General features: G+C 74.8%; 2 protein-coding genes. One reads left to right on the top strand and one right to left on the bottom strand.

Annotation, left to right across the window (positions count from 1 at the left end):
- Positions 1 to 56: 56 nt before the first annotated feature.
- A complete protein-coding gene (locus tag HMPREF3099_RS05120; protein WP_070704866.1) occupies positions 57 to 851 on the bottom strand; it encodes an enoyl-CoA hydratase/isomerase family protein in 795 nt (264 codons plus the stop codon).
- A gap of 231 nt (positions 852 to 1,082) precedes the next feature.
- On the opposite strand from HMPREF3099_RS05120, the gene HMPREF3099_RS05115 reads away from it, so the two are divergent.
- A complete protein-coding gene (locus HMPREF3099_RS05115; protein WP_070704863.1) occupies positions 1,083 to 1,253 on the top strand; it encodes a DUF3117 domain-containing protein in 171 nt (56 codons plus the stop codon).
- The last annotated feature ends 123 nt before the right edge of the window (positions 1,254 to 1,376 follow it).

Here is a 1,376-nt window from a genome sequence, read left to right as displayed (position 1 = left end):
CAGGAGGGCCCGCCCCGTGGAGCGGGCCCTCCTGCGTGCCCGGGGCGGTGCGGGGGTCACTCGCCGGCGAAGACGGGCCTCTCCTTGGCCAGGAAGGCCTCCACCGCGGCCCGGTGGTCGCGGCTGCTGCCGGTGCGGCGCATCTGCTCGGCCTCGAAGGCCAGCGCGCCGGGCAGGTCCGTGCCCTGGGCGGTGCGCAGCGAGGCCTTGATGGCGGCGTAGGCCACGGTCGGCCCCTGGGCCAGGCGCCCCGCCAGCTCGGCCACGGTGGCGTCCAACTCCGCCGCCGGCACCACGGTGCCCACGAGCCCCATCGCGAGGGCCTCCTGGGCGGACACACGGCCCCCCATGAGGAGCAGCTCGGCGGCCCGCTGCGGCCCCACCAGGCGGGGCAGGTGCCAGCTGGTGCCGGAGTCGCAGGAGAGCCCGATGCCGGCGAAGGCGAAGGTGACCTGGGCCTCGGCGGCCATCACGCGCACGTCGCAGGCCATGGCGAACGCCGCGCCGGCCCCGGCGCACGCCCCGTTGATGCGGGCGACGACGGGCTTGGGCATCTCGGCCAGCGCGGTGACGATGGGGTTGTAGTGCTGCGGCACCGTGTCCCAGGCGGTGCCGTCCTCGAGCAGCCCGATGTGCTCCTTGAGGTCCTGCCCCACGCAGAAGGCGCGGTCACCGGCGCCGGTGAGCACCACGACGCGCGCGGCGGGGTCCTCGGCCACCTCGCGCAGGGTGGAGAGCAGGGCCTCCTTGGTGGCCACGTCGAGGGCGTTCATCGCCTCGGGGCGGTTGAGGGTCACGGTGGCCACGCCGTCGGTGAGGTCGAGCAGGACGGGGCGGGGGTTGTCGTTCACGGTGTGCTCCTGTCGGGTCGGCTGCCCGTAGCCTGCCACCCGGCCGGCACCCGTGGGGAGGTGGTGCGAGTGTTGCGATGCGGTGACGATCCGCCCGTCGGGCCCCCTCTCGCGCCGAGCAGTGCCGCCGATGGGCGATAATGGTCGCTGCGACCAGCGGACCTGCACGAGCAGGCCCACCCTGTGCCGGGCCCGGTCCGCGCGTCCGGCACGACGACGAAAGGTAGAGGCATGGCTGCCATGAAGCCCCGCACCGGTGACGGCCCCCTGGAGATGACCAAGGAGGGCCGCGGCATCGTCCTGCGCATGCCCCTGGAGGGCGGTGGCCGTCTCGTGGTCGAGATGACGCCCGACGAGGCCAAGGAGCTGGGCGCGGTCATCAATGACTGCGTCGGCGCCTGACCTGCGCGCCCCCCACCCGGTGGGCCCTCTCCCGATGCGGGGGAGGGCCCACCGGCGTCTGCGGCCGCATAGTGTGGCCCCATGAACCGTGAGCAGGTCGCGCTGGCCGCGTACGCCGCCCGC

The organism is Kytococcus sp. HMSC28H12, from assembly GCF_001816045.1.
GTDB lineage: Bacteria > Actinomycetota > Actinomycetes > Actinomycetales > Dermatophilaceae > Kytococcus > Kytococcus schroeteri.
This window is presented reverse-complemented; position numbering and strand designations above follow the sequence as displayed.